25 protein-coding genes and 1 pseudogene are annotated in these 25,026 nt (G+C 73.3%); 15 read left to right on the forward strand and 11 right to left on the reverse strand.

The genetic code is table 11. The features are described 5' to 3' along the window. Nucleotides 1-73 precede the first annotated feature (73 nt). Nucleotides 74-1,243, forward strand: a complete 1,170-nt coding sequence (gene tuf / locus U5640_RS38315) for an elongation factor Tu (RefSeq protein ID WP_340383685.1) — start codon at nt 74-76, stop codon at nt 1,241-1,243. A gap of 132 nt (nt 1,244-1,375) precedes the next feature. Continuing rightward, nucleotides 1,376-2,167: a fused MFS/spermidine synthase gene (locus U5640_RS38320; RefSeq protein WP_340385581.1), complete on the forward strand. Its 792-nt coding sequence runs from the start codon at nt 1,376-1,378 to the stop codon at nt 2,165-2,167. 135 nt (nt 2,168-2,302) lie between these two features. On the opposite strand, the gene U5640_RS38325 is transcribed toward U5640_RS38320, so the two are convergent. Continuing rightward, nucleotides 2,303-3,343 (reverse strand): hypothetical protein, encoded by a 1,041-nt coding sequence (locus tag U5640_RS38325; protein WP_340383687.1) that lies wholly within the window; start codon nt 3,341-3,343, stop codon nt 2,303-2,305. Nucleotides 3,344-3,465: 122 nt separating this feature from the next. On the opposite strand from U5640_RS38325, the gene U5640_RS38330 reads away from it, so the two are divergent. After that, nucleotides 3,466-3,903, forward strand: a complete 438-nt coding sequence (locus U5640_RS38330; protein ID WP_340385583.1) for a DUF4442 domain-containing protein — start codon at nt 3,466-3,468, stop codon at nt 3,901-3,903. Nucleotides 3,904-4,277: 374 nt separating this feature from the next. Here the strand turns inward: U5640_RS38330 and U5640_RS38335 are convergent. The 3 genes and pseudogenes from U5640_RS38335 to U5640_RS38345 form a co-directional block, all read right to left on the reverse strand. Next, nucleotides 4,278-5,570 (reverse strand): annotated as a pseudogene (locus tag U5640_RS38335) (transposase); the annotation flags it as partial. A 63-nt stretch (nt 5,571-5,633) separates the two neighbouring features. Beyond that, the gene (locus U5640_RS38340) at nt 5,634-6,272 is read right to left on the reverse strand and encodes a flavin reductase family protein (RefSeq protein WP_340383689.1); all 639 of its coding nucleotides are present in this window, start codon (nt 6,270-6,272) and stop codon (nt 5,634-5,636) included. Between the two features lie 21 nt (nt 6,273-6,293). Next, nucleotides 6,294-6,608, reverse strand: coding sequence for a Tn3 family transposase (locus U5640_RS38345; protein WP_340385585.1), 315 nt, complete (start codon nt 6,606-6,608; stop codon nt 6,294-6,296). Between the two features lie 161 nt (nt 6,609-6,769). Between U5640_RS38345 and U5640_RS38350 the strand changes: the two genes are divergently transcribed. Together U5640_RS38350 and U5640_RS38355 are read left to right on the forward strand one after the other, a co-directional pair. Beyond that, nucleotides 6,770-7,423, forward strand: coding sequence for an RICIN domain-containing protein (locus tag U5640_RS38350; protein WP_340385587.1), 654 nt, complete (start codon nt 6,770-6,772; stop codon nt 7,421-7,423). Between the two features lie 195 nt (nt 7,424-7,618). After that, nucleotides 7,619-8,260, forward strand: coding sequence for a DedA family protein (locus U5640_RS38355; RefSeq protein ID WP_340383691.1), 642 nt, complete (start codon nt 7,619-7,621; stop codon nt 8,258-8,260). Between the two features lie 84 nt (nt 8,261-8,344). On the opposite strand, the gene U5640_RS38360 is transcribed toward U5640_RS38355, so the two are convergent. Continuing rightward, nucleotides 8,345-8,875, reverse strand: a complete 531-nt coding sequence (locus tag U5640_RS38360; RefSeq protein WP_340383693.1) for a gamma carbonic anhydrase family protein — start codon at nt 8,873-8,875, stop codon at nt 8,345-8,347. 163 nt (nt 8,876-9,038) lie between these two features. On the opposite strand from U5640_RS38360, the gene U5640_RS38365 reads away from it, so the two are divergent. After that, nucleotides 9,039-9,803 (forward strand): acyltransferase, encoded by a 765-nt coding sequence (locus tag U5640_RS38365; RefSeq protein ID WP_340383695.1) that lies wholly within the window; start codon nt 9,039-9,041, stop codon nt 9,801-9,803. Nucleotide 9,804: 1 nt separating this feature from the next. Here the strand turns inward: U5640_RS38365 and U5640_RS38370 are convergent, their stop codons facing one another. Then, the gene (locus U5640_RS38370; RefSeq protein WP_340383697.1) at nt 9,805-10,662 is read right to left on the reverse strand and encodes an EamA family transporter; all 858 of its coding nucleotides are present in this window, start codon (nt 10,660-10,662) and stop codon (nt 9,805-9,807) included. 90 nt (nt 10,663-10,752) lie between these two features. On the opposite strand from U5640_RS38370, the gene U5640_RS38375 reads away from it, so the two are divergent. Next, nucleotides 10,753-11,325 (forward strand): XRE family transcriptional regulator, encoded by a 573-nt coding sequence (locus U5640_RS38375; protein WP_340383699.1) that lies wholly within the window; start codon nt 10,753-10,755, stop codon nt 11,323-11,325. A gap of 43 nt (nt 11,326-11,368) precedes the next feature. Next, nucleotides 11,369-11,923 (forward strand): YbaK/EbsC family protein, encoded by a 555-nt coding sequence (locus U5640_RS38380; RefSeq protein ID WP_340383701.1) that lies wholly within the window; start codon nt 11,369-11,371, stop codon nt 11,921-11,923. A 107-nt stretch (nt 11,924-12,030) separates the two neighbouring features. Here U5640_RS38380 and U5640_RS38385 read toward each other — a convergent pair whose 3' ends face one another. Beyond that, nucleotides 12,031-13,020 carry a cation diffusion facilitator family transporter gene (locus U5640_RS38385; RefSeq protein ID WP_340383703.1) on the reverse strand — a complete coding sequence of 330 codons (990 nt, stop codon included), beginning with the start codon at nt 13,018-13,020 and terminating at the stop codon, nt 12,031-12,033. Between the two features lie 205 nt (nt 13,021-13,225). Between U5640_RS38385 and U5640_RS38390 the strand changes: the two genes are divergently transcribed. Further along, nucleotides 13,226-13,585 carry a metalloregulator ArsR/SmtB family transcription factor gene (locus U5640_RS38390; protein WP_067256102.1) on the forward strand — a complete coding sequence of 120 codons (360 nt, stop codon included), beginning with the start codon at nt 13,226-13,228 and terminating at the stop codon, nt 13,583-13,585. Nucleotides 13,586-13,608: 23 nt separating this feature from the next. Here U5640_RS38390 and U5640_RS38395 read toward each other — a convergent pair whose 3' ends face one another. Continuing rightward, nucleotides 13,609-14,820, reverse strand: a complete 1,212-nt coding sequence (locus U5640_RS38395) for a 4-hydroxybenzoate 3-monooxygenase (RefSeq protein WP_340383706.1) — start codon at nt 14,818-14,820, stop codon at nt 13,609-13,611. A 142-nt stretch (nt 14,821-14,962) separates the two neighbouring features. Then, entirely contained in the window at nt 14,963-15,370 is a 408-nt protein-coding gene (locus tag U5640_RS38400; protein ID WP_340383707.1) for a CoA-binding protein, read from the reverse strand. 115 nt (nt 15,371-15,485) lie between these two features. Between U5640_RS38400 and U5640_RS38405 the strand changes: the two genes are divergently transcribed. The 3 genes from U5640_RS38405 to U5640_RS38415 are packed head-to-tail and all read left to right on the forward strand — an operon-like array spanning nt 15,486 to nt 17,397. Beyond that, a complete protein-coding gene (locus tag U5640_RS38405) occupies nt 15,486-16,199 on the forward strand; it encodes a hypothetical protein (protein WP_340383709.1) in 714 nt (237 codons plus the stop codon). Beyond that, nucleotides 16,196-16,738: a histidine phosphatase family protein gene (locus U5640_RS38410; RefSeq protein WP_340383711.1), complete on the forward strand. Its 543-nt coding sequence runs from the start codon at nt 16,196-16,198 to the stop codon at nt 16,736-16,738. The genes U5640_RS38405 and U5640_RS38410 overlap by 4 nt, the downstream gene beginning before the upstream one ends. Before the next feature lie 32 nt (nt 16,739-16,770). Next, on the forward strand, nt 16,771-17,397 hold the full coding sequence (locus U5640_RS38415; protein ID WP_340383713.1) for a YigZ family protein: 627 nt from the start codon (nt 16,771-16,773) through the stop codon (nt 17,395-17,397). Nucleotides 17,398-17,406: 9 nt separating this feature from the next. Here the strand turns inward: U5640_RS38415 and U5640_RS38420 are convergent, their stop codons facing one another. Further along, nucleotides 17,407-18,147, reverse strand: a complete 741-nt coding sequence (locus U5640_RS38420) for a methyltransferase domain-containing protein (RefSeq protein ID WP_340383715.1) — start codon at nt 18,145-18,147, stop codon at nt 17,407-17,409. A gap of 198 nt (nt 18,148-18,345) precedes the next feature. On the opposite strand from U5640_RS38420, the gene U5640_RS38425 reads away from it, so the two are divergent. The 3 genes from U5640_RS38425 to U5640_RS38435 all read left to right on the forward strand — a co-directional run bounded on the left by U5640_RS38425 (nt 18,346) and on the right by U5640_RS38435 (nt 23,177). Beyond that, nucleotides 18,346-19,509 (forward strand): exonuclease SbcCD subunit D, encoded by a 1,164-nt coding sequence (locus tag U5640_RS38425; protein WP_340383717.1) that lies wholly within the window; start codon nt 18,346-18,348, stop codon nt 19,507-19,509. Next, the gene (locus tag U5640_RS38430) at nt 19,506-22,544 is read left to right on the forward strand and encodes an SMC family ATPase (protein ID WP_340383719.1); all 3,039 of its coding nucleotides are present in this window, start codon (nt 19,506-19,508) and stop codon (nt 22,542-22,544) included. The genes U5640_RS38425 and U5640_RS38430 overlap by 4 nt, the downstream gene beginning before the upstream one ends. A 150-nt stretch (nt 22,545-22,694) precedes the next feature. Beyond that, nucleotides 22,695-23,177: a rhodanese-like domain-containing protein gene (locus U5640_RS38435; RefSeq protein WP_340383721.1), complete on the forward strand. Its 483-nt coding sequence runs from the start codon at nt 22,695-22,697 to the stop codon at nt 23,175-23,177. A 45-nt stretch (nt 23,178-23,222) separates the two neighbouring features. On the opposite strand, the gene U5640_RS38440 is transcribed toward U5640_RS38435, so the two are convergent. Next, nucleotides 23,223-24,926 carry a DUF885 domain-containing protein gene (locus U5640_RS38440; protein WP_340383722.1) on the reverse strand — a complete coding sequence of 568 codons (1,704 nt, stop codon included), beginning with the start codon at nt 24,924-24,926 and terminating at the stop codon, nt 23,223-23,225. Nucleotides 24,927-25,026 lie beyond the last annotated feature (100 nt).

Here is a 25,026-nt window from a genome sequence, read left to right on the forward strand (position 1 = left end):
AGGGTCGGCCGGTTCCCCCCGGGGTCCCCTCTCCCCACGGAGATCTTCCACGCAGACGCTTCGAGGTACCGCCATGTCCAAGACCGCGTACGTACGCACCAAGCCGCATCTCAACATCGGCACCATGGGGCACGTCGACCACGGCAAGACCACCCTGACCGCCGCCATCACCAAGGTCCTGGCCGACCGCGGCGCCGGCACCTTCGTGCCCTTCGACCGCATCGACCGGGCCCCCGAGGAGGCCGCCCGCGGCATCACCATCAACATCGCGCACGTCGAGTACGAGACCGACACCCGGCACTACGCGCACGTCGACATGCCGGGCCACGCCGACTACGTCAAGAACATGGTCACCGGCGCCGCACAGCTCGACGGGGCGATCCTCGTCGTCTCCGCGCTCGACGGGATCATGCCGCAGACCGCCGAACACGTGCTGCTCGCCCGGCAGGTGGGCGTCGACCACATCGTCGTCGCGCTGACGATGGCCGACCGCGCCGACGACGAACTGGCCGAACTCGTCGAGCTGGAGGTCCGCGACCTGCTCACCGCGCACGGCTACGGCGGCGACGCCGCCCCCGTCGTACGGGTGTCGGGGCTGAAGGCCCTGGAGGGCGACCCGCGCTGGACGGCGTCGGTCGAGGCGCTGCTCGACGCGGTGGACACGTACGTGCCGATGCCCGAGCGGTATCTGGACGCGCCGTTCCTGCTGTCCGTGGAGAACGTCCTCACCATCACCGGGCGGGGGACCGTCGTCACCGGCGCCGTCGAGCGCGGCACGGTGCGGGTGGGTGACCGCGTCGACGTGGTCGGCGCCGGGCTGGAGTCCGTCGTCACCGGCCTGGAGACCTTCGGCAAGCCGATGGAGGAGGCCCAGGCCGGGGACAACGTGGCGCTGCTGCTGCGGGGCGTGCCACGGGACGCCGTACGGCGCGGCCACGTGGTGGCGGCGCCGGGCAGCGTCGTGCCGCGACGGCGGTTCTCCGCGCAGGTGTACGTGCTCTCCGCCCGCGAGGGGGGCCGCGCGACGGCGATCGCCACCGGCTACCGGCCGCAGTTCTACCTGCGCACCGCGGACGTCGTGGGGGACGTGGACCTGGGGGCGGCGGGGTTCGCGCGCCCGGGGGAGCGGGTCGACATGACCGTCGAGCTGGGGCGCGAGATGCCCTTGGAGCCGGGGCTCGGGTTCGCGATCCGGGAGGGCGGACGGACCGTGGGGGCGGGCACGGTGACGGCCGTGCTGTGAGCGGGGACGGCCGTGCTGTGAGCGGGGCCCGCCCCACCCCGAGCCCCTGGGGCGGCTCCGCCCACCAGGCACAATGAACGGGTGGAGTCCCTACCCGTCAGCCGCGCCGTCGACCACGGCACCGCCAAGCTCATGCCCGACGTCGACCGGGAGCGGGCCTGGCTGCTGACGGTCGACGGCGCGCCGCAGTCGTACGTCGATCTCGACGAGCCGGAGCACCTCGAGTTCGAGTACGCGCGCCGCCTCGGGCATGTGCTCGACGTCGTGGCCGAGCCCGGTCTGCCCCTGGACGTGCTGCACCTCGGGGGCGGGGCGCTCACCCTGCCCCGCTACGTGGCCGCCACCCGGCCGGGCTCCCGGCAGGACGTCGTCGAGGCCGACCGGGCGCTGCTGGAGCTGGTCGTCGAGCAGCTGCCGCTCCCGGCCGGCTCCGGCGTCGCGCTGCACCCGGCCGACGCCCGCGCCTGGCTGGAGGCGGCGCCCGGGGACTCGGCCGACGTCCTGGTGGCGGACGTCTTCGGCGGTTCCCGGGTCCCCGCGCACCTGACCTCCCTGGCCTACGCCAGGGAGGCCGGCCGGGTCCTGCGGGACGACGGCGTCTACCTCGCCAACCTCGCCGACGCGGCGCCCTTCGGCTTCGTCCGCTCCCAACTGGCCACCTTCGCGGCCGTGTTCGAGGAACTCCTGCTCATCGCGGAACCGGCCGTGCTGCGCGGCCGCCGGTTCGGCAACGCGGTCCTCGTCGCCGCGCACCACCCCGTCGACGTGACCGCACTGGCCCGCCGCACCGCCGCGGACGCGTTCCCCGCCCGGGTGGAGCACGGCCCCGGGCTACGGCGGTTCATCGGCGACGCGCGTCCGGTACGGGACGAGGACGCCGTACCGTCCCCCGTGCCACCGGACGGGGCGTTCGGCATCGGCTGACCGGTCCGGCCTCAGCGCGCCGCACTCCGCCGCGCCACCCACGGCCGCGCTCAGGGTGCGGGCGGTGTAGCCCCGGCGGGCCAAACGGAGTGACGGATCGTCCGTCGGACGCGCGCCCGGGGGCCGGCCGCCCGTTCAGTTCGCCGTGGGCTCCCCGTGCCAGCGCACGGTGCTCAGGATCTGCATGACCGTCGCCTTCGGGACCTCGTCCTTGACGCCCTTGGCGCCGAACCAGTTCCACGACACGTAGTCGCCCTTGGAGTTCTTGAAACCGAACGTGATCGCCTTGCCGTCGCTGTCGCACTTGCCCTTCTGGGGCGTGTTCGTCGACTGCGCCCAGGCGTAGCTGCCCTCGATGCCGGAGGCGGTGGTGAACGGGGTCGCCTTCTCGTCGAAGGTGAGGCTCTTCTTGTCCGGCTCGGTGTAGCCGCCGAAGACCCACCACGCCGGGGTGTTGACGGCGATCTCGTCGGTGTTCTTGGCGCCCTCGGCGCCCTTGGTGCCGACCATCGCCAGCGCCGTGTAGTCGGTCTTGCCGTCCTTGTCGCTGTCCGTGCCGCACCACTGGGACTTGTACTCGGCGACCCCCGACATCAGGATCGAGCCGTAGCCGCTGGGTTCCTTCTTGTCCTCCCACTCGAAGCCGCGGCCGACGCCCGGCTTCTCGACCTCCCAGTCGGCCGGCACGTCGAAGGCGAGCCCCCACTTGGGGTTCACCACGACCTTCCAGCCCGGGATCGTCGCCTTCTCCTCCTCGTTGTCACGCGGGTTGTCGTCGGTGCCGGTGCCGGTGGACGCGGCGGCGGACGCGGACGCCGAGGGGCTCTCGCTGCCCTTGGCCACCACGCCCTTGCCGTCGTCCTTGGCGCCCAGCACCAGATAGCCGGTGACACCGGCGGCCACGACCACGGCCGTGGCGGCGATGATCGCGACCAGCTTCGTGCGGTCCCCACCGCCCCCGCCGCCGGGTGCGGGCTGAGGTCCGCCCACGGCCGTCGGGGCACCCCACTGCGGCTGCGGGCCATGGGGGTGGGGCTGCGGGGTGCCGGGCTGCCCGGTCTGCTGATAGCCGGGCTGCTGGTACGGATTCGGCTGCTGGTATCCGGGCTGCTGGTACGGATTGTTCTGCGCCTGCGGGTTCTGCTCTCCCCCGGGCGGCTGGTTTCCTGGCCACATGGCCAGAAACCCTAGTGCCGCCCCGGACGCGCCGTGGCCACCGCCCCTCGCCGGAGCCGGCCGGGCCGACTCTGGCCAGGAAGGCTACTCATGGGTAACATCGCGGCATGAGCGCAGACCAGATGTCCATCGGCGAGATGCTCGCCGCCACCGTGCCCATGGCCCGGACCCTCAACCTGGAGTTCGTGGAGACCGGCCGGGACCGCGCGGTGGTCGCCCTGCCGGACCAGGGCGACTTCCACAACCACGTGGGCGGCCCGCACGCCGGTGCGATGTTCACGCTCGGTGAGTCCGCCAGCGGCGCGATCGTGCTGGCCGCGTTCGGGGACCAGCTCTCGCGTGCCGTGCCGCTCGCCGTGCGCGCCGAGATCGCGTACCGGAAGCTCGCGATGGGGGCCGTCACCGCCACGGCGACCCTGGGCCGCCCGGCCGCCGAGGTCGTCGCCGAACTCGACGCGGGGGCGCGTCCCGAGTTCCCGGTGGAGATCGAGATCCGGCGCGCCGACGGCGCCGTCACCGGCGAGATGACCGTCGTCTGGACCCTGCGCCCCAACGGCTGAGCGGCGCGGGCGGATGACGGGCCCGAGGGGTCTTTGGAGGAGGTGTGCCCCTCGGCTAGTGAATACGTAGAGTGATGAACGGGAAGAGGGTCGTGTCCCTCGCCGCCGCCGGAGGTCGAAGGTGACTGCAGCCGATACGTCCCCCGGAACCACGGTTGCAAGCGGGCTGGCTTCCTTGGGGAACTGGCGACGCGAGCCCACCAGTACGGGACCCCAGCTAGGAGCGTGGGTCAGTAACGGGCAACTGACCCGGTGGTCTTGATCGCTGGGATCGGTCGCGGGCGCCTGGGCGGTTCCCTCCGGGGCGGGGCGGAGGGCTTGATGGCCTGGGAGTCTGCCTGGAGGGGGGGGCCAGCCGGGGTCGGTCAGCCGATGGGCTTGGTCCGCAGCTTGCGGGCCATGAGCTCCTTCAGAGTAGCGTTCTTGGGGATGCGTCCGCGGGGTACGGGCGAGACCTGTTCGTCGTGGCCGAGGCGACCGGTGGCCATGAACGTGTCGGTGCCGCAGGAGAACCGGCGGTCCGTCGCGGCTTCGAGGTTGGTCTAGTATCCGGCGTCGACGAGGGCCTGCTTGGGGTGGTGGCCGGTGTTGCGGGCAGACTGGTCGAGCATGCTGGTGTAGTTCAGCGCGTCGGAGGCGTTGGTGGTCACGTCGGCGGCGGTGATGACCTGTTGGGCCTCGTCCATGACGGCCTGGGCGTTGTAGGCCTGGATGCAGGCGCCGTCGCCTTCTTCATGATCCGCGAGTCGGGGTCGGTGAAATTGGCCTGGGCCTTCGGCTTGGGCCTCGCCTTCGCGGAGGCCTGCTCGCCCGCGTCGGTGACGGCCTGCTCGTCGCTGGTACCGACACGCTGCTGGCGGCAGCGTTCCTTCTCCTCGGCATGCTTTCGGGCCTTGTCGGCGGCCTCGGCCTCGATCTGAGCGCGGGCGGCCTGCAGCCTGGCGAGGCGTTTCTCGCGCCGGTCCAGCTCGGCGGGCAGGTCGGTGTCCTTGCCGTCATACCGAAGGCCTGGTCCTCGGCGATGTCGGTGGCCTCGGCGTCGGCCAGCAGAGCGGCGGCCTTGGCCTCCAGTTCGGCGATCTCGGCCTCTATCCGCTCCTCCTTGTCGACCAGGCGGCCGTAGCTCATCGCCTTGTGCTTGGAGGCGTTCGCCTCCAGTTTCGTGCCGTCCAGGGCGAGCGGCCCATCTTGACCATGCCGAGCTTCTGCGCGAGGTGCAGCGATTGGAGGAACAGATCCGCGCGGGCGTCCAGGTGGCGGCGGCGGAACCGGGCGATCGACCGGCAGTCCGGGGCCTGGTCGACAGCCAGGAAGCGGAACGCGACATCGTCCACGCAACGACGCTCGATCGCTCGGGACGAGCGGACCCCGGTGGTGTAGCCGTAGATCAGCAGGCGCACCATCAACCGCGGGTCGTAGAGCGGGAAGCCGCGCCTTTCGGTGTAGCCGGCCAGGACCGGGGAGAGGTCGAGGACCTCGTCGACCAGGTCGGCGACGAACCGGGCCAGGTGCCCCTCAGGCAGCCAGTCGTCCAGTGACGGCGGCAGCAGCAGGACCTGACGCGGGTCGAACGCCCGGAACCGTTTGCCCGCCGCCGCTGGACGGCCTTGTGCCCGCTTCCTCTCAACCAGCTCGACCTCGTCGAACAGCCCGTTTCTGTCGCGCATACCAGGATCATCCCGCATGAATGATCATGAAATGCAAGCAGGTTACTGCCAGGTGGTACCAGCTCAGACGGCCGCCGACTGGAGCTGATGCGGCATGTTCCACCCTTCAGCGAGTTTCGAGGGATGAACGTTGCGTCCACCGCCGAAGAACTCGCAGAACTTCATGATGAGTGGATCCCAGCCGCGTGGATCCACATAGTGCGTTCCCGGGATGACCAACTCCTCCTCGACATGGGCGCGAAGGACCTCGACCTGGAAGGCCGTGGCATAGGAGCCGGGGCTGCCAAAAGGATGAGACGAGACGACCCTGCACTCCAGTTGGATCGGACATTCCGCGACCCGTGGTGCCCGGACCAGCTCCGATTCCTGCTCAGTCAGCTGTGCGGCCGAGAACTTGTCCGGTTCGTATCGGTAGCTCTGCTTTGCCTTGTGGTCCGGCACGGCCGGTTTCCCGGTGGTGAGCGCGATCCGGTCCACGGCGTCGACCATCGCCGATGAGGGCAGGTTGAGCACGCATTCATCCTCGCGGAGCAGGTTCGCGGTCGTCTGACTGCTGTTGTCGAGACCGAGCATGCAGGACTGGCCCAGCCACCACGCGGAGGACATCGGCGCGAGGTTCGCGGTGCCGTCCTCGTTACGTGAGCTGATCAGTACGACCGGCGTCCCGAAGTACAGCACTTTGAGTCCGGGGTCCACGTGCATTCGTTTTCCTCTCGCAGGGTGTCAGCTGAACGGGTCCGCGATCAGGATCGCGAGCCGTCGCCGACTCTCCCGAAAGAAGGCGAATGTTGCTGGCGGGAATCCGACCTTGCGTCCCGGCAGGTCGGATCGACTGCCTTGCTGGATGCACCCAGCTGCTTGCCCGTTACTGAGACGCGCTCCTAGCGGCCCCGGGAAGTTGGCGTGCCGGTCATTGAGCGGGGAGAGCCGGGCCACGTGCTCGTCCCGTGTCTCGTGGCCCTCGGCGCGGAGCTGGGCAACGGCGGCGTCCAGGTAGCGGGTGCTCCACGATGTCGAGACATCCTTCAGGAAGAGCATGCCCGTCACGTCTAGCACTGGAATGGGTGATCACATAACGGAGCGCCACCGGCACGCCCGCCGCGCCGGGCGCCCGCACCTCCGGCCACGAGGAGCCCGCGCCGTCCGGCTCCCCCTCGACCGCCTCCGCCACCCGTTCCGGCGCGCCCGCCCACGGCCGGCTGCGCCGTCCGGCGACCGGGCGCTGCCTCGACGTGGCGGGCGGCAGGGCCGTGTCCGGGGCGGCGGCCGTCCTGACGGTCTGCTCCTCGGCCGCCTCCCAGCAGTGGTCGTACCAGGACGACGGTCTGCTGCGCAGTGCCGCCGCCCCGGCCCTCTGTCCGGCCGCCGACCCCGGTCGGGCATCGGTCGCGCTGGCCGGCTGCACGGTCCACTCCGGCGAGGCCCTCTTCGACCTGACCGTGCGCGGCGAACTCCTGCTGCGCCGCGACGGCGGTCTGCTGGCCGCCCCCGGTCCCGGGAAGGCCGGCACGAAGGCCGTCGTCACGGAGCGGAACGGCTCGCCGGGGCAGCGGTGGGAGTTCGAGGCGGCGGTACCCGGGGCGGGGCCGTCGGCCGGACCACCGGTCCCGCCGCTCTCCCACGAGACCGGCCCCACGCCGCCCGCGCCCCGTGCCGCCACGCCGCCCCCGCCGCGACCCGCCGCGCCTACGGGGGACTTCGAGAGGAGGGCCGCCCAGGTGCGGTGCTGCGGGAGCCGTGAGCCACTCCCGCTACCGGACTCGACGTGCCGGTGCCGATACCGGGGGCGGTATCAGCGGCGGTGGCGCTGCCGGTGCCGCTGGCAGTCCTCGATCGCCCGGTCACGGCACTAGCTTGCTGGTCAGCGCGAGCGCCGCGGCGGTTGAGGCGATGACGGCGGCGGTACGACGGCGGGGGCGCTGCTCCCCGGTCCACGGTGCAGGCCGCTCCACCACGCGCCCGGCCGCGCCGGGGCGAACCGGTAGGCTTCCCGGCAGCAGGCGATGTTCGAGGAACGTCCGAGGGAATGGCGAAGGGGAGGCCCGCCGGTGCACGTGCAGGAGTGGCTCGACACGGTGCCCGCGGCGGCCGTGTACGCCGTGGTCGGCCTGGTCATCGGGCTGGAGAGCCTGGGCATCCCGCTGCCCGGCGAGATCATCCTGGTCTCGGCCGCGCTGCTGTCCTCCCAGCACGCCGGGGTCAACCCGATCGTCCTCGGGGCGGTCGCCTCCGCCGGTGCGGTGATCGGTGACTCCATCGGCTACGCCATCGGCCGCAAGGGCGGACGTCCGCTGCTGGCCTGGCTGGGCAGGAAGTTCCCGAAGCACTTCGGCGAGGGGCACATCGCCACGGCTGAGCGGTCCTTCGAGAAGTGGGGCATGTGGGCCGTGTTCTTCGGCCGCTTCATCGCCCTGCTGCGGATCTTCGCCGGGCCGCTCGCGGGCGTGCTGCACATGCCCTACTGGAAGTTCCTCATCGCCAACGTGCTCGGCGGGATCATCTGGGCGGGCGGGACCACCGCCGTCATCTACTACGTGGGCGTGGTCGCGGAGTCCTGGCTGAAGAGGTTCTCGTACCTGGGGCTGGTGGCGGCCGTGCTGATCGGGCTGACGTCGTTCCTCGTCATCAAGCGCAAGGCGAAGCGCGCGGCGAAGGAGGTCGAGCCGGAGGCCGTGGGGGCCGCCGAGTAGTCGGGCGCGGGTTCGTGCAGGCCGGTCGCGCCCACGCGGCGGAGCCGCACAGTGCGGCTCCGCGCGCCCCTTGGACCGGTCGGCCTACCCGTGGATCTCGCTGTGGGCCTTGGCCAGGTCCGCGTAGAGCGTGCCGTTGAGCGTGACGCCCTGGCGCTCCTCCTCCGTCAGTTCCCGCTTGACCTTCGCCGGGACGCCCGCGACCAGGGAACCCGGCGGTACCTCCATCCCCTGGGGAACCAGGGCCTGGGCCGCGACCAGGGAACCCGCGCCGATCACCGCGCCGTTCAGGACCGTCGCGCCCATGCCGATCAGGCAGTCGTCGCCGACGGTCGCGCCGTGGACGACCGCGTTGTGGCCGACGGAGACCCGCTCACCGACCGTCACGGGGAAGCCGAGGTCCGCGTGCAGGGTCACGTTGTCCTGGATGTTCGCGTCGCGGCGGACGGTGATCCGCTCGACGTCCCCGCGCACGACCGCGCCGTACCAGACGCTCGCCCCCGCCTCCAGCGTCACGTCCCCGATGACCGAGGCCGTCGGCGCCACGAACGCCTCCGCGTCGACCTTGGGTTCCCTGCCGCCGATGCCCACGATCAGCGCCTTGTGCGTCGTCACCGTCTCACCGTCTCCCTAACGCCGTGATGGCCCAGTGGGTTGATGGCCTCATGGCCTCATGGATTCATGCCCGCATGTCCGTCGTACCGTACGCCAGCCGGTGGGGCGAAGATCACAGGCCCCGGCCCGTATCCCGGCGGCACGCGCTGAGTACGGTGAGCGGGTGCCGAAGCGCAAGAACACGTTCTCATCCTGGCGGGGCCGCCTCGCGCAGCGCGCCGTCCACGCGGGCTGGGCGTGGGTGCAGCGCACCGGCTCCGTGACCGCCGAGCGCCCCGGCCGGCTGCGCTTCGGCTCGATCGGCCCGGCGACCCGGCTCGCCTTCCCGCTGGGCACGGTCTTCGGCGAACCCTGGATCCACATCGGCTCGCACTGCATCGTCGGCGAGCAGGTCACCCTGACGGCCGGTCTGATGCCCGACCTCGACCTCGGGCCCGACCCGATCCTGCGCATCGGCGACGGTGTCGTCCTCGGCCGCGGCAGCCATGTCATCGCCGACACGACGGTCACCATCGGCAGCGACTGCTACTTCGGACCGTACGTCTACGTGACGTCCACCAATCACTCCTACGACGACCCGCACGAGCCCATCGGCAAGCAGTGGCCGCGTATGGAGCCGGTGCGGATCGGGTCCGGCTGCTGGATCGGCACCGGCGCGGTGATCCTGCCGGGGGCGCAGATCGGGCGGAACGTCGTCGTCGCGGCGGGGGCCGTGGTGCGCGGGACCGTGCCCGACCACTCCGTCGTCGCGGGCGCGCCCGCCAAGGTCGTACGACGCTGGACTCCCGGTGAGGGCTGGCAGCCGCCGCTGCGGACGCCCGCACCGGTCCCGATCCCGGACGGGGTCACCCCGGACCAGCTGGTCGCGCTGGCCGAACTGGACGAGGAGACCGTGGAGCAGCTCGCCCGGCTGGAGCCCGGGAGCTGACTCAGCCGGTCGCCAGCAGCAGCGTGCCCAGCAGGGCCAGTCCCGCACCGGCCGCCTGGACCGCGCGCAGCCGCTCGCGCAGGAAGCCGCGGGCGGCGAGGGCCGTGACCACGGGGTAGAGCGAGGCGAGCACGGCGGCGACCGTGACCGGGCCGTGCTGGGCGGCGACCGCGTAGGTGCCGTTGGCGGCGACGTCGGCGAGCCCCACGAACCCGTACACCGGCAGCGCGGCCGGCCGCAGTCCGCCCTCGGGGAGCGCGGGGGCACCGCGCCGGACGGCGGCGTACAGAGCGACCCCACCCGCCGCCACGTTGGTCAGGCGTTGCACGAACAGGGCGAGGAACAGGCCGGTGGGGCTCGTCGACGCCTCGGTGATCAGCACGAACACGGTGCCGAAGCCGAGCGCCGCGACCAGGGTGAGCAGGACGGCCCGCCGCTGCACCGGCGCGCCGCGCAGTTGGGGGCCGCCCGCCAGGACCACACCCAGCACGGCGACCGCGATGCCCGAGATCTGCAGGAGGCCGGGGCGCTCGCCGAGGAACAGGCCGACCGAGACGGGGACGGCCACGCTCAGGGTGGCCAGGGGGGAGACCACGCCCATCGGGCCGAGGGCCAGGGCCTGGTAGAAGGAGAGCAGGGCCACCGGGCCCACCAGTCCGGCGGCGACCGCGAACCACAGCCGGGGGCCGGCCTCGCTCCAGCCGCCGGTGGCGATCACGATCACGCCGAGGACGACGGTCGCGATCGACTGGGACACCATGACGACCGTGAGCGCCGGGGCCCGGCGGGTCAGCAGCCCGCCGCCGAAATCGGCCAGGCCCCACAGCAGGCTGGTGGCCAGGGCGAAGAGTGCGGTCACGGTTCCTCGCAGTACAGTTCGATGCATCATCGGGTACATCCACCGTAGTGCAACACAGTGAACTTAGTCATCCATAATATTGGACGGAATGTGGCGGATCTCGACCTGCTGACCCAGTCTCTGGCGCGCAACGTCAAGCACTGGCGTGCGGTGCGCGGCTTCACTCTGGACGTGCTCGCGGCCCGTGCGGGGGTCAGCCGGGGCATGCTCATCCAGATCGAGCAGGCCCGCACCAACCCGAGCATCGGGACGGTCGTCAAGATCGGGGACGCGCTCGGCATCAGCGTGACCACCCTGCTCGACTACGCGCAGGGACCGCAGGTGCGGGTCGTGCCGGCCGACCAGGTCGTGCGGCTGTGGCACACCGAGGCCGGCAGCTACAGCAGACTCCTCGCCGGCACCGAGGCGCCCGGCCCGCTGGAGATGTGGGAGTGGAAGCTGATGCCGGGCGAGAGCAGTTCCTCGGATCCGCATCCGGCGGGCACGTTCGAGATCATCCACGTCGTCGCGGGCGAACTGACGCTCACCGTCGAGGGCGAGAACTACCGTGTCCCGGCCGGTGCGAGCGTGACCTTCGAGGCCAACGCCCCGCACACCTACGGCAATTCGGGTGAGGTCCCGGCCGAGTGGGTACTGGCCGTCTCCGTCCCGCCCGTGCGCTGAGACGCGGGCACCCCAGGCGGGCGGATCTTGTTAGCGTGCGGGCATGCGCGCACCCATCGGAGAGTTCGACACCGCGACTCCCGTCCCGGACTGCCTCGACGAGCTGACCGCCCCGGTCGCCGACGCCGTACGCCACTGGGGCGGCAGCGTGCCCGCCTCCCAGATCCTCTATGTCGACACCGACCCGGAGTGGGCCGACACGGCGGTCTTCGTCGAGCACTACGGGCGGGACCTGCTGGAGAAGTCCGCGAACTGCGTCGTGGTCGCCGGCAAGCGCGGCGGGGACACCACCCTCGCCGCGTGTGTCGTGCTGTCCACCACCCGCGTCGACGTCAACGGCGTGGTCCGCCGGCATCTGGGTGCCCGCAAGGCGTCCTTCGCGGCGATGGACACGGCGGTGGGGGAGACCGGCATGGAGTACGGCGGGATCACCCCGATCGGGCTCCCGGCCGCGTGGCCGGTCCTGGTGGACTCCGCCGTGGTCGACCTGCCCTGGGTCCTGGTGGGCAGCGGCCGCCGCCGCGGCAAGCTCCTCGTCCCGGGCAAGGCGTTCACCGAGCTGCCGGGCGCGGTGGTACTGGACGGGCTCGGGGTCTGACGGTCCGGGGTGCGGTGGTGGCGGACGGGCTCGGTGTCTGTCCGTCCCGCGCGGTGGTGTCGGAAGGGCCGGGGGCTGACGGTCCCGCGCGGGGGCCGGCGGTGCTCTCAGGCCGGCGTGTGGTGGGCGAGAGGCAGATGGGGATCTGTCGCGCCCGGTACCGGTGCCGGATCCGCGTGGACCAGGGCCGCGGTGAGCCGGGGGACGGCGTGCAGCAGCGCGTGCTCCGCGTGCACGGCGATCGCGTGCGCCCGGCGTACGGTCGCCTCGCCGTCCACGACGACCGCGACCTCGGCCCGCAGCCGGTGCCCGATCCAGCGCAGCCGCAACTCGCCCACCCCGCGCACCCCGTCGACCTCCAGCAGGGCCCGCTCGGCCCGGTCGACCAGCGCCGGGTCCACCGCGTCCAGCACCCGCCGGAACACCTCCCGCGCCGCGTCCCGCAGCACCAGCGCGATCGCGGCCGTGATCGCCAGCCCCACCACCGGGTCGGCGAGCTGCCAGCCCAGCGCCGAACCGCCCGCGCCGAGCAGCACGGCCAGTGAGGTGAAGCCGTCCGTGCGGGCGTGCAGCCCGTCCGCCACGAGCGCCGCCGAGCCGATCGAGCGGCCGACCCGGATGCGGTACCGGGCCACCCACTCGTTGCCCGCGAAACCGGCCAGCGCCGCCAGCGCGACCGCGCCGACGTGCTCGACCGGCCGGGGGTCCAGCAGCCGCTCGACCGCCGTCCACCCGGCGAAGGCCGCCGACGCGGCGATGGTCAGGACGATCGCTAGGCCCGCCAGGTCCTCCGCGCGCCCGTAGCCGTAGGTGAAGCGGCGGGTGGCCGCCCGCCGGCCCACCACGAACGCGATGCCCAGCGGTACGGCGGTCAGTGCGTCCGCCGCGTTGTGCACCGTGTCGCCGAGCAGGGCCACCGAGCCCGAGAGCACCACCACGACCGCCTGGACGGCCGCCGTGACGCCCAGCACCGCCAGCGAGACCCACAGCGCGCGCAGGCCCCGGGCCGAGGACTCCAGGGCCGCGTCGAGCTTGTCGGCGCTCTCGTGGGAGTGCGGGGTGAGGAGATGGGAGAGCCGGTGCCGCAGGGAGGACACGGCGGAGGGCCGGTGGTGCGGATGCTCGTGCGCATGTCCCCGGTGATGCCCGCCCCCGTTCCCGTGCCCGCGCCCGTCCCTCTGCCCATGCCCATGCCCGTGCCCGTGCTCGTGCGCATGCCTGTGCCCGTGCCGCTCGCTCACGTCGGCCCCTTCCGTTGCGCCGGGGTGGACGGGCGTCCGCCCACGGCGCCATTATGTGCGTATGAGCGCACGCATGCACCTATCACCTGCGCACCATGCGCATCCGCGCACCCCCGGCGAGGAGCAGCTCGCGCTCGCCGCCGAGCTGCTGGCCCTGCTCGGCGACCGCACCCGGCTCACCCTGCTGCACGCGCTGACCTCGGGCGAGGCCGATGTGACCACGCTGACGGAGGTGTGCGGCGCCGCCCGGCCGGCGGTCAGCCAGCATCTGGCCCGGCTGCGGCTGGCCGGGCTCGTGCACACCCGCAAGGAAGGCCGCCGGGTGGTGTACTCGCTCTCCGACGGCCATCTGCGCCGACTGGTGGCCGAGGCCCTGAACGTGGCCGACCACCGGCTCGGGGACACCCCGGTGCACGACTGAACCGCGCGGAGTGCCCGGTCCGGTCAGTAGTGCTCGGCCGTCCCGAGGTACTGCTCGGCGAAGGCCGCGGCCGCCACCGGTGAGGTGAAGAGGCGGCGCAGCCGGGCGAAGGTCGTGCCCGCGCGGAAGGGATCCTTGGAAGCCGTCCCGTGGTACACCTCCGACAGCCACTGCGAGAACTCCTGGTAGTCCCACACCCGCCGCAGACACGCCTCCGAGTAGCCGTCCAGGCCCTCGCCGTCGCCGCCGTCGAGATACGCCACCAGCGCGTCGCCGAGCAGGAACGCGTCGTGCAGGGCGAGGTTCATGCCCTTCGCGGCGATCGGCGCGACGGCATGGGCCGCGTCACCGGCCAGGAAGAGCCGTCCGTAGGTCATCGGCTCGACCACGTAGTCATGCAGGGCGAGCACCCGTTTCTCGGTCAGCGGGCCCTCGGTCAGCGCCTCGGCGCCCGGGCCGCCCGCGAGCCGGACGTGCAGCTCGGACCAGATCCGGTCGTCGGGCCAGTTCTCCGGGTCGTCGCCGGGCGGGCACTGGAGGTAGTAGCGGGTCACCTCGGGGCTGCGGGCCATGTGCCCGGCGAACCCGTTCTCGTGCACGCCGAACACCACGCAGTCGGAGGACGGCGGCGCCTCGGCGAGCAGCGCCAGCCAGGCGACGCCGTAGTCGTGCCGGGCGGTACGGGCGTGTCCCGGCGGCATCGCGGCCCTGCTCACCCCGCGCGCTCCGTCGGCGCCGACCACGAACTCGCAGGCGAGCATGCGCCGTTCACCGCTGTCCCGGCAGGTGTACGACACGGAGGGGTGCCCGCCGTCCAGATCGCGCAACTCGACGTCGCGCACCGAGAACCGGGCGTCCCCGCCCCGTACGTCCACGTACTCGCGGACCAGGTCGGTCACCAGCAACGGCTGTGGGTACACCCAGTGATGACGGCCGGTCAGATCACCGTAGGGGAACCGGTACCGCTCGCCGCCGAAGCGGAACTCGCAGGCGGTGTGGCGCTGGGCGCGCGCCAGCAGGAAGTCGGCCAGGCCCCGTCGCCGCAGTCCGTTGACGGCCCACTCCTCGATGACGCCGGCCCGCGGCCGCTGCTCGATGAACGCACGGCTCTCCGTCTCCAGGACCACGCAGTCGACGGACGCGGCCCGCAGGATGTTCCCGACCGTGAGGCCGGCGGGGCCCGCGCCGACGATGACGACCCGAGTGCGCTGGAACGAGGGGGAGTTGGTGGTCACCCGGTCATTATCGACCGGGCCGCTGCCGGGACGTCCCGGGCGCGGCGGCACCCCGCGTGCGTGCCGCCGCGGACCACGTTCGGGCGTACGAGCGCCCGGCAGGCCCGGCAGACCCGGAGGCCGACCGGCCCGGTCCGGGGCGTCAGCCCAGTCGCGGGATCTCGATCGCCGGGCAGCGGTCCATCACCATCTCCAGACCCGCCGCGCGCGTCCGCTCGTACGCCGCCTCGTCCACGACGCCGAGCTGGAACCACACCGCCTTCGCGCCCTTGGCGACCGCCTCGTCCGCGACGGCACCGGCGAGGTCGCTGTTGACGAACACGTCCACCACGTCCACCGCGAAGGGGATGTCCGCGAGGGAGGCGTACCCCTGCTCGCCGTGCACCGCCTCCGCCTTGGGATGGACCGGCACGACCCGCTTGCCGTAACGCTTCAGCACCTCGGCGACGCCGTACGCCGCGCGCCGTCGGTTCGTCGACAGCCCCACCACCGCCCAGGTGTCACCGAGCCCGGTGAGAATCTTCCGGATCGTCGCCTCGTCGCCGTGCACCGTCGGCCTCCCGTGGGTCGCGCACCATACCTGTCGGCCAGTCCAACGCGCCACGCGTACCCCTGATTCCACCTCCCTGCCTGCGAACCCCCGACCAGCCGCCTAGGCTCGCCTCGTGCTGCGCATCATCGACGCCCGAACCGGCGAAGCCGTCGTCGCCGCCCCCGTCCGCCGTGGCCTGACCCGGGTACAGGCGCATGCCTCCGGGTACGGCACGGGATCGCTGCGGGTCCTGCTCGTCGCCGACGTGCTGGTGCGGGCGCTGGAACTCGGCGGGACGCCCGTGTGGGCGCTGCTCACCGGCGCGCGCGAGCAGGCCGAGCTGCGGTCCGGCGCCGCCGCGCTCGGCATGCATCCCTTCGAGGACGGCCAGGGCCTGGGCGCCGGGGTGGGGGAGGCGCAGATCCTGCACGTGGTGGCGGAGGACGGCCCGGAGCCCGACGGGGTGCGGATCGCTGTGGCCGGGGTCGAGGGCACCGTCCCGGACGATCCCGCCGCGCTGCGTCTCGCCCTGCTGTCCCGGCCCCGCACCGAGCCCGTCCGGCTGGACGGGGCGACGCTGGGCGAGGCCGGCGAGACCCTCGTACGCTGGCGGAGAGCCGTCGCCGACTGGGCGAGGCGGCCCTCGCGGCCCGTCCCGGACGAGGTGCGCGGACCGCTCCGTACCGCCTGGGAGGACGACCTGGACGTACCCGAGGTGCTGACGGTGCTGCGGTGGGTGGAGGACGCCGGGCCGGAGCTGCCGTACGGCGCCCGTTTCGAGACGTTCGCCTACGCCGACCGCCTCCTCGGCCTGGACCTCACCCGCGATCTGGGAGCCCCCGCATGAGCGCACAGGACGGACCGCCGCGCAGGCTGGTGGTGCTGCGGCACGCCAAGTCGGACTGGCCGGACGGCGTCCCCGACCACGAGCGGCCCCTCGCGGCCCGCGGCCGCCGCGACGCCCCTGCCGCGGGCCGCGCCCTCGCCGGGACCGGCTGCGTGCCCGACCTCGCGCTGGTCTCCACCGCCGTACGCGCGCGCCAGACCTGGCAGCTCGCCTCCGCGGAGTGGGACGCCCCGCCCCCGGTCCGCCACGACCCGCGCCTGTACGCGGCCGACGTGCCGGAGCTGCTGGACGTCGTACGGGAGACCCCCGCGGGGATCGGGACGCTGCTGCTCGTCGCCCACAACCCCGGGCTGGAGGAACTGGTCCTGGAGCTCGCCGGGGACGACCTCGACCACGCGCTGGACGAGGTACGGCTGAAGTTCCCCACGTCGGCGATCGCCGTCCTGGCCTGGCACGGACCCGACTGGCGGGCCCTGCGCCCCGGCACCGCGCTGCTGACCTCGATGCTCGTGCCCCGGGGGCAGAAGAAGGCCGGCTGAGCGCGGGTCCGGCCGGCGCATAGGGTGGCCGGATGCAGGACGAGTACCGCACGGTGGCCCGGGAGGGCGTGCACGAGACCGAGGTCAACCGCTCGCGCTTCCTGTGCGCCCTCGCCCCGGCGGCGACCGAGCAGGAGGCCCAGGCGTTCATCGCGTCCGTGCGCAAGGAGCACGCCGACGCCACCCACAACTGCTGGGCCTATGTGATCGGCGCGGACGCCGCCGTCCAGAAGGCCAGCGACGACGGCGAACCTGGCGGCACCGCGGGGGTCCCGATGCTCCAGATGCTGCTGCGCCGGGACATGCGGTACGTCGTCGCCGTCGTCACCCGCTACTACGGCGGCGTCAAGCTCGGCGCCGGCGGACTCATCCGCGCCTACGGCGGCGCGGTCGGCGAGGCACTGGACACACTCGGCACCCTCACCCGCCGGCGTTTCCGCCTCGCCACCGTCACCGTCGACCACCAGCGCGCCGGCAAGGTCCAGAACGGTCTGCGGGCCACCGGCCGCTCGGTGCGGGACGTCCGGTACGGCGAGGCGGTCACCCTCGAGATCGGCCTCCCGGACGCCGACGTGGACGCCTTCCGCGCCTGGCTCGCGGACGTCACGGCCGGGACGGCACTGCTGGAGCTGGGCGGCGAGGCGTACGGGGACGCCTGACGGGGCGGTCTACTCCGGCAGCCGGTACACCGAGACGTGGGACGGCGACTCGGCGGTGAACTCGGACCCCGACCAGTCCGCGTGCCGGCTCTCCCGCGCGAACCCGGCCAGCTCGGCCATGAGGTCGAGCTCGGCGGGCCAGACGTAGCGGTGCGGGGAGCGCTCCAGCCGGGCCTCGCGGCCCTCCTCGTCGAACCGGAAGTGGTGCGAGACGACGTGCTGGCGCAGGACGTCGTAGGTGTCCAGACCGATGTAGCCCGGCTCGGAGTGCCAGACCGTCGCCGGTGTCCCCGGCGGCAGCTTGCGCAGCTCCGGCACCCACAGCTCGATCACGAACCGTCCGCCGGGCGCCAGGTGCCGGGCGGCGTTGCGGAAGCAGGCGACCTGCTCGGCCTGGGTGAGCAGATTGGAGATCGTGTTGAAGACCAGGTAGACGAGCGTGTACGTGCCCGGCGCCCGGGTGGTCGCCATGTCACCGACGACCACGGGGATCGCCTCTTCGTCCACCTTTGCCCTCAGCTGTCCGATCATCGGGCGGGACAGCTCGATGCCGGTCACCGGCACGCCGCGGCCGGCGAGCGGCACCGCGACCCGCCCGGTGCCGATCGCGAACTCCAGCGCCGCCCCGCCGTCCGCGAGCGCGGCCAGCCGGTCCACGGTCGGCCCGAGCACCTCGGGCGCGAACATCCCGGTACCGGGGGTGTCGTAGCGTCGGGCGGCGTCCGCGTCCCAGATCTGTTCCTGGTCCATTCCGTCAACGATTGTCAGGGGGACGGGAGTTGTCCAACGGATTTGCCGTCGGTGCCGCCGTGAATCAGACAGAATCGGCATCGTTTGGGCGGTTCAATGTCGTATACGGGCAAAAGGTGCCGTCGGTGCGGGGGCAGGTGCCGAAGGCGTTAGCGTGGTCGGTGTTCACGGTCGGTTTCTGTACGTCGGAGCGGTTTCTTGAGATTGCTGCACACGTCCGACTGGCACCTCGGCCGGTCGTTCCACCGCGTGAACATGCTTCCGGCGCAGTCCGCGTTCATCTCCCGACTCGTCGCAACCGTGCGTGAGCGCGAGGTCGACGCGGTGCTCGTCTCGGGGGACGTGTACGACCGCGCGGTGCCGCCGCTCGCCGCGGTCGAGCTGTTCGACGAGGCCCTGCACCGGCTCGCGGACCTCGGGGTGCCGACCGTGATGATCTCGGGCAACCACGACTCCGCCCGCCGGCTCGGCGTCGGGGCCGCGCTGATCGGCCGGGCGGGCATCCATCTGCGCACGGACCCGTCGGCCGCCGGCACCCCCGTGGTGCTCGCCGACGCCCACGGCGACGTCGCCTTCTACGGCCTGCCGTATCTCGAACCCGCGCTGGTCAAGGAGGAGTTCGGGGTCGAGAGGGCGGGACACGAGAGCGTGCTCGCCGCCGCCATGGACCGGGTCCGCGCCGACCTCGCGACCCGTACGCCGGGCACCCGGTCCGTCGTCCTCGCCCATGCCTTCGTCACCGGCGGCGAACCCAGCGACAGCGAACGCGACATCACCGTCGGCGGCGTCGCCTCCGTGCCCGCCGGTGTCTTCGACGGCGTCGACTACGTGGCACTCGGGCATCTGCACGGCTCCCAGACCCTCACGGAGCGCGTCCGCTACTCCGGCTCCCCCCTGCCGTACTCCTTCTCCGAGACCGACCACCGCAAGACGATGTGGCTGGTCGACCTCGACGCGACCGGTGCCCTCACCGCCGAGCGGATCGACTGCCCGGTGCCGCGCGCGCTGGCCCGGATCTCCGGCACCCTCGAGGAACTGCTCGCCGATCCCGCGCTCGCCCGGCACGAGGAGGCATGGGTCGAGGCGACGCTCACCGACGCCGTCCGCCCCACCGAGCCCATGGCCCGGCTCACCGAGCGGTTCCCGCACACCCTCAGCCTGGTCTTCGCCCCCGAGCGGGGCCCGGACGACCCGGACGCGTCGTACGCCCGCCGCCTCGCCGGCCGCAGCGACCAGGAGGTCGCCGAGGACTTCGTCGCCCATGTGCGCGGCGCCGGGCCCGACGCCCGGGAACGGGGTGTGCTGCGGGACGCCTTCGACGCGGTCCGCACGGACGACGTGGTGCGGGAGGTGGCCCGGTGAGGCTGCACCGGCTCGACCTGACGGCCTTCGGGCCCTTCGGCGACGCCCAGAGCGTCGACTTCGACGACCTGTCCGCCGCCGGTCTCTTCCTGCTGCACGGGCCGACCGGAGCGGGCAAGACCTCCGTCCTCGACGCCGTCTGCTACGCGCTCTACGGCTCCGTCCCGGGCGCCCGCCAGGCCGTCCAGGGCCAAGGCCTCACCCTGCGCAGCGACCACGCCGCCCCCGGCACCCGCACCGAGGTCACCCTCGAACTCACCGTGTCCGGACGCCGGTTGGAGATCACCCGGCAGCCGCCCCATGAGCGCCTCAAGAAGCGCGGCACCGGTACGACGGTCGAGAAGGCCCAGACCTGGCTGCGCGAGTACGACGCCGTCGGGGCCGTCTGGAAGGACCTCAGCCGTTCCCACCAGGAGATCGGCGAGGAGATCACCCAGCTGCTCGGCATGAGCAGGGAGCAGTTCTGCCAGGTCGTGCTGCTGCCCCAGGGCGACTTCGCGCGTTTCCTGCGCGCCGACGCCGAGGCCCGCGGGCGGCTGCTGGGCCGGCTCTTCGACACCCGGCGGTTCGCCGAGGTGGAGAAACGGCTCGCCGAGCGGCGCCGGGAGGCGGAGGCACGGGTACGCGAGGGCGACGCCGAACTGGTCGCCGACGCCCACCGGATGCAGCAGGCCGCCGGGGGAGCCATGGAGCTGCCGGAGCTGCAGCCGGGCGAGCCGGGTCTCGCCGAGGCGGTCACCGCCGCCGCCGCGGTGGCCCGCAGCACCGCCCGCGAGCAGCTGACCATCGCCCACTGCCGTCTGGCCGCCGCCGAGTCCGCCCAGGCGGGCGCCGAGCGCGCCCTGACGGACGTACGCGAACTGCACCGGTTGCAGAGCCGGTTCGCCGAGGCGCGGGACCGGGCCGTGCGGCTGGAGGAGCGCGCCGACGCGCACCGCGAGGACCGGGCCCGCATGGAGCGCGGCCGCAAGGCCGAGGCGGTCGCGCCCGCGCTGGAACTGCGGGAGTCCGCCGAGTCGGACCACCGCCGGGCCGCCCGGGCGGAGGCCCGCGCGCGTGCGCTGGTGCGCGACGCCGTCGACCACGGACGGCCCGGCGGGCTCGCGGACGCGGGCGCGGCGGGACTCGCCGCCGCCGCCCGGCGCGCGGCCGAGGAGCTGGGCGGTCTGGACTCGGCCCGCCGGGCCGAGCGCCGGCTCACGGAACTCCAGGCGGAGCGGACGGAGTTGGACCGGCAGGAGCGGTCCGACACGGACGTCCTCCAGGAGGCGGAGGCCTGGCTGGCCGGCTGGGAGGAGACCCGGACCGGTCTGCTGGGCGCCGTGGAGGTCGCGCAGGAGGCCGCCACCCGCGCCGAACGGCTCGCGGTGCAGCGTGAACCCGCCCGCCGGCGCCTCGCCGCCGCCCGCCGACGCGACCGGCTCGCGGGGGAGACCGACGAGGCGCACCGCCAGGTGCTCGCCCTGACCGAGCTGGCCCAGCAGGCGCGCGCCACCTGGCTGGAGGTCAAGGAGCGGCGGCTGGACGGCATCGCCGCCGAACTCGCCGCGCGGCTCAGCGCGGGCGAGCCGTGCGCGGTCTGCGGGGCCGTCGACCATCCGGCACCCGCGCGCAAGGACGCCGGACACGTCGGCCGGGAGACCGAGGACCGCGCGCTGGCCGCGGTCCAGCAGGCCGACGGGGAGCGCGCCGATGCCGAAGAGCGCCGGGGGCTGCTCCAGCGGGAGCTGGCCGCCGCCGAGGGCGAGGCCGGTGACACGCCCACCGCGCAACTGGCCTCTGCCGCCGATGAGGTGGAACAGGAGTACGCCCGGGCCCGGAACGGCGCCTCGGCCCTGCACGCCGCCCAGGAGCGACTGCGGCAGGCCGAGCGGGAACGCGACCGGAGGGTCTCCGCGCAGCAGGAGGCCGCCGTCCGCGCCGCCGCACGGGTCGCCCGACGGGACGCCCTCGACAGCGAACGCGGCTCCCTGGAGGCCGAGTTGACCCAGGCGCGAGGCGCGGCCGGTACCGTCTCCGCCCGTGCCGCCGAGCTGGAGCGGAGGGTCGCGCTGCTCACCGAGGCCGCGGACGCGGCGCGGTCCGCCGAGGACACCGCCCAGCGGCTCAAGGACGCCGACGCCCGGCTCGCCGACGCCGCGTTCCGGGCCGGATTCGACACCCCGCAGGCCGCCGCCGACGCCCTGCTCGACGCCGGCGCCCACCGCGAGCTGCAACGGCGCCTGGACGCCCGGCAGTCCGAGGAGGCCGCGGTCCGCGCGGTCCTCGCGGAGACCGACACCGCGGCCGCCGCCCAGCAGCCGCCCGCCGACCTCGCGTCCGCGCAGGGCGCGGCGGCCGCCGCCGCCCGGCGGCTGCGTGACGCCGCCTCCGCGCGCGACGAGGCGGCCCGGCGCTGCGCGGAACTGGACCGCCTCTCGGCCCGTGCGGCGGAGGGGGTGCGGCGGCTCGCCCCGCTGCGTGAGGAGTACGACCGGGTGGCCCGCATGGCCGGCCTGACCGCGGGCACCTCGGCCGACAACGAACGCAAGATGCGGCTGGAGGCGTACGTCCTCGCGGCCCGGCTGGAACAGGTTGCCGCCGCCGCGACCGCCCGGCTGCGGCAGATGTCCGCCGGGCGCTACACCCTCGTCCACTCCGACGACCGGGCCGGACGCGGTCGCAGCGGGCTCGGACTGCATGTCGTCGACGCCTGGACCGGCCGGGAGCGCGACACCGCGACGCTCTCCGGCGGCGAGACCTTCTTCGCCTCGCTCGCCCTCGCGCTCGGCCTCGCCGACGTGGTGACCGACGAGGCGGGCGGGGTCCGGCTGGACACCCTCTTCATCGACGAGGGTTTCGGCAGTCTCGACGACCAGACCCTCGACGAGGTCCTCGACGTCCTGGACTCGCTGCGGGAACGCGACCGCAGTGTCGGCATCGTCAGTCATGTCGCCGACCTGCGCCGACGTGTCCACGCCCAGCTGGAGGTCGTCAAGGGGCGGTCCGGTTCGCAGGTGCGGCAGCGGGGCCGAGCCGTCCCGCCCGGCCCCTGACCGCCCCGTCCGGGGAATGCCCGGTCATGCCTTCGAAGGGAGGGGGTTTCCCCGGCGGTGCGGCAGGCGTGCCGGGGAATCCCCCTTCAGGAAGGTGATCACCGGCCGTAGATTTCTGGTCATCGGATCCCCCGCAGAGAGGCCCCCGCGATGACCGCCACGACCAGCCCCGTGAACCCCGTCCTGCGTGTCGCCCCCGCCGCCCCGGCCGAGGCCGCCGCCCACTTCCGGGCGAGCCTCGTCTTCCACGCCGACGTCTCCGACGTGGCCGCCGTCCTCGCCGCCGGGGGCGACCCCGGGTTCGTCGTCCTCGACTCGCGCTCCCCGCAGGCCTGGGACCAGGGCCACATCCCCGGCGCCGTCCACCTGCCGACCGCCCTCATCGCCGAACAGGCCGAGCGCCTCCTCGACCGGAACGTGCCCGTGGTGACGTACTGCTGGGGCCCCGGCTGCAACGGCGCCTCCCGCGCCGCCCTCGCGCTCGCCGAACTCGGCTACCGGGTCAAGGAGATGCTCGGCGGCTTCGAGTACTGGGTGCGCGAGGGCTTCGCCTACGAGACCTGGGAGGGCCGCGAGCGCCACGCCGCCGACCGGCTCACGGCCCCCGCCGAGGCGGAGAACTGCGGCTGCTGACCCCGCCGCCCCGCCGGTTCGCGGCCGCGGCCGCGAACCGGCCCGTCAGAGCCGCGCCAGCTCGTCCACCAGGTCGTCGAGCCCCAGCGATCCCTGCGAAAGGGCCGCCATGTGCCAGGACTTGAGGTCGAAGGCGTCCCCCCGGCGCTCGCGCGCCCGCTCGCGGCCCAGCAGCCAGGCCCGCTCGCCGAGCTTGTAGCCGATCGCCTGGCCCGGGATCGTCAGATAGCGGGTCAGCTCGCTCTCCACGAAGTCCGCCGGCCTGCTGCTGTGCGCCCCGAAGAACTCCTCCGCCAGCCCGGGGGTCCAGCGCTCGCCCGGGTGGAACGGCGAGTCCGCCGGGATCTCCAGCTCCAGATGCATGCCGATGTCCACGATGACCCGCACCGCCCGCATCATCTGCGCGTCCAGATAGCCGAGCCGGTGCTCCGGATCGGTGAGGAAGCCCAGCTCGTCCATCAGCCGCTCCGCGTACAGCGCCCAGCCCTCGGCGTTGGCGCTGACCATGCCCACGACGGCCTGGTAACGGGAGAGGTCACCGGAGACGTGCGCCCACTGCGCCAGCTGGAGGTGGTGGCCCGGCACGCCCTCGTGGTACCAGGTGGAGACCAGGTCGTACACCGGGAAGCGGGTCTGGCCCATCGTCGGCAGCCAGGTGCGGCCCGGCCGGGAGAAGTCCTCCGACGGGGACGTGTAGTACGGGGCGGCGGCGCTGCCCGCCGGGGCGATCCGCGACTCCACCCGCCGTACCCGCTCGGCGAGTTCGAAGTGGGTGCCGTCCAGCGCCTCGATCGCCTGGTCCATCAGGCCCTGGAGCCAGTCGCGGACCTCGTCGACGCCCTCGATGTGCTTGCCGTGCTCGTCCAGGTGCGCGAGGGCCACCCACGGGGTCGCCGCACCCGGCAGGATGCGCTCGGCCTCCTTCTTCATCTCGCCGAGCAGCCGGTGGTACTCCGCCCAGCCGTACGCGTACGCCTCGTCCAGGTCCAGGTCTGTGCCGTTGTAGTAGCGCGACCAGCGGGCGTACCGCTCCCGGCCCACCGTGTCCGGCGCCCCCTCGACGGCCGGCGTGTACACGTCGCGCATCCAGTCCCGCAGCTCCACGACCGCCGCCGTCGCGGTTCCTGCCGCCTCCCGGAGCTCGGCGCGCAGCGCCTCCGGCAGCGACTCGGTCCCCGTGGCCACGAACTCCTCGAACCAGCCGCGGCCGGCGCCGTCCGTGTCCGACCACTCGGTGAGCTGGCCGACGAAGACGGCCGTCGGGCGCGGCGCGCCGTACAGCTTGCGTTCGAGGCCGAGCGCCAGGGACTCGCGGTAGCCGCCGAGCGCCGCCGGTACGGCCCGCAGCCGCTCGGCGATCGCCGCCCAGTCCTCCTCGGTGTTCGTCGGCGTCACGGTGAACACCTCCCGCACATGGTGCGCGGGCATGCCCAGGTTGCCGACCGCGCGCAGCCCCTCCTCGGCCTCGTGCACGGCGAGTTCCGCGGTCAGGCGCTCGCGCAGCAGGCGTGCGCACCGGCGCTCGATGTCACTGTCCGCGCCGGGTCTCCGCTCCGCCTCGTCGAGCCGGGCCAGCGTGTCCCGGGCCAGTTGCGCCCGCGCCTCCAGACCCGCGGGCGAGAAGTCGGGCAGACGGCTCGAACTCTCCGCCACGCCGAGAAAGGTACCGGTGACCGGGTCGAGGGCGATGAGGTCGTCGACGTAGGCGTCGGCGACCGCACGGGGAAGAGGGTGGTTGGTCTGTGACATGCACACCATCCTCGTACGGAGGGAAGCGCACGTCACGGCGTTTGAGCTGATGGCGTAGGACGGTGCAGAGGGGTTTGAGCCGAGCTCCGCCCGGCCCCTC

Source organism: Streptomyces sp. SS7, from assembly GCF_037993025.1.
Lineage (GTDB): Bacteria > Actinomycetota > Actinomycetes > Streptomycetales > Streptomycetaceae > Streptomyces.

What these genes read in the sequence shown, in the direction of transcription:
- tuf (WP_340383685.1), top strand. Translation starts at nt 74, where the DNA reads ATGTCCAAGACCGCGTACGTACGCACCAAGCCGCATCTCAACATCGGC.
- U5640_RS38420 (WP_340383715.1), bottom strand. Translation starts at nt 18,147, where the DNA reads ATGGACCAGGAACAGATCTGGGACGCGGACGCCGCCCGACGCTACGAC.
- U5640_RS38320 (WP_340385581.1), top strand. Translation starts at nt 1,376, where the DNA reads ATGCCCGACGTCGACCGGGAGCGGGCCTGGCTGCTGACGGTCGACGGC.
- U5640_RS38435 (WP_340383721.1), top strand. Translation starts at nt 22,695, where the DNA reads ATGACCGCCACGACCAGCCCCGTGAACCCCGTCCTGCGTGTCGCCCCC.
- U5640_RS38325 (WP_340383687.1), bottom strand. Translation starts at nt 3,343, where the DNA reads ATGTGGCCAGGAAACCAGCCGCCCGGGGGAGAGCAGAACCCGCAGGCG.
- U5640_RS38415 (WP_340383713.1), top strand. Translation starts at nt 16,771, where the DNA reads ATGCAGGACGAGTACCGCACGGTGGCCCGGGAGGGCGTGCACGAGACC.
- U5640_RS38390 (WP_067256102.1), top strand. Translation starts at nt 13,226, where the DNA reads ATGAGCGCACGCATGCACCTATCACCTGCGCACCATGCGCATCCGCGC.
- U5640_RS38440 (WP_340383722.1), bottom strand. Translation starts at nt 24,926, where the DNA reads ATGTCACAGACCAACCACCCTCTTCCCCGTGCGGTCGCCGACGCCTAC.
- U5640_RS38345 (WP_340385585.1), bottom strand. Translation starts at nt 6,608, where the DNA reads ATGCTCTTCCTGAAGGATGTCTCGACATCGTGGAGCACCCGCTACCTG.
- U5640_RS38410 (WP_340383711.1), top strand. Translation starts at nt 16,196, where the DNA reads ATGAGCGCACAGGACGGACCGCCGCGCAGGCTGGTGGTGCTGCGGCAC.
- U5640_RS38330 (WP_340385583.1), top strand. Translation starts at nt 3,466, where the DNA reads ATGTCCATCGGCGAGATGCTCGCCGCCACCGTGCCCATGGCCCGGACC.
- U5640_RS38340 (WP_340383689.1), bottom strand. Translation starts at nt 6,272, where the DNA reads ATGCACGTGGACCCCGGACTCAAAGTGCTGTACTTCGGGACGCCGGTC.
- U5640_RS38380 (WP_340383701.1), top strand. Translation starts at nt 11,369, where the DNA reads ATGCGCGCACCCATCGGAGAGTTCGACACCGCGACTCCCGTCCCGGAC.